Genomic DNA, 1,190 nt, shown 5'->3' with positions numbered 1-1,190 from the left:
TTTCTAGTGTTCCGTCTGGGTAATCCGTTTATTTATTATCAATAACACTCAGCTTTGCTCGCGCCACTGAAGTCATAATCGATTCTGCACTCTTGTGCCAGCGAAACGGCTTGGCCAGTTTCTCGTTATGAGTCTTGATAAAGCGGCGAATCACCGTCTTGAGTTCGCCCACACTGGTAAAAATGCCACGGTACAAAGCGCGGCGTTCCAGTTGACCAAACCAGCCCTCCACGGCATTCAGCCATGAGGCGCTGGTTGGTGTGAAGTGAAGCTTGAACCGGGGATGTTTCTCCAGCCAGGCTTTCACCTCTGGTGTTTTATGAGTCGAGCTGTTGTCCAAAATCAGATGAAGGTCCTGCTCTTTCGGTGTTTCTCGATCAATTTGTCGTAGAAAGTCGAGAAACTCTTTGGCGCGATGACGTTGTGTGATTCGCCCAATCACCTCGCCGTTCAGGATATTCAGAGCTGCGTATAAGCTGGTCGTGCCGTGTCTCTTGTAATCATGAGTGCGACGCTCGATTTGGCCGGGTTTCAATTGCAGCTTTGGCTGAGTGCGATCCAGTGCCTGGATCTGCGTTTTCTCATCAACAGACAGCACCAGCGCGTTGTCCGGCGGATTCAGGTACAAACCAACAACATCGAAAACCTTTTCGGCAAAGTCCGGATCATTGCTTATTTTGAAAGTTTTCAGCCGGTGCGGTTTCAGGTCAGCGGCTTTCCAGATCTGATGCACTTGCCATCGGCTGACACCCGCATATTCCGCCATCAACCGGACGCTCCAGTGAGTAGATTCCTTGGGCAGCTTTTTTACCGTGTCATCAAGAATTGATTTAACCTTTTTCTGATCCAGCTTTCTGGGTTGCCCGGGTCTTGGAGCATCCTGGAGGCCGCTTAGGCCTTGTTCGATGTAACGATTACGCCACTTGAATACCGTGGGCGTGCTGGTTTCCAGTCGCTCAGCCACTTCTTTGGGTGACTCACCGGCATTCAGGGCCAAAACGATCCGTGCTCGCTGAACGAGACTCTGACTCAGCGTGCTTGTTCGAAGCCAACTTTCGAGTTCCAGTTGATCGTTTACCGCAAGGTTAAAGGATGCTGGTTTCCTGGCCAAAACAGAGTCTCCAAACTCGTGAATAACAGCTCGAATTATAGCACATTTACGATAAGGAATTACCCGGACGGAACACTAG

The 1,190-nt window shown here is 50.2% G+C and carries 1 protein-coding gene; it reads right to left on the bottom strand.

Annotation, left to right across the window (positions count from 1 at the left end; all coding sequences use genetic code 11):
* Positions 1–28: 28 nt before the first annotated feature.
* Positions 29–1,111, bottom strand: a complete 1,083-nt coding sequence (locus NLU14_RS21310) for an IS630 family transposase (RefSeq protein ID WP_275710406.1) — start codon at positions 1,109–1,111, stop codon at positions 29–31.
* Positions 1,112–1,190: the final 79 nt, after the last annotated feature.

It is taken from the genome of Marinobacter iranensis, from assembly GCF_029207565.1.
GTDB classification, from domain to species: Bacteria; Pseudomonadota; Gammaproteobacteria; order Pseudomonadales; family Oleiphilaceae; genus Marinobacter; species Marinobacter iranensis.
This window is presented reverse-complemented; position numbering and strand designations above follow the sequence as displayed.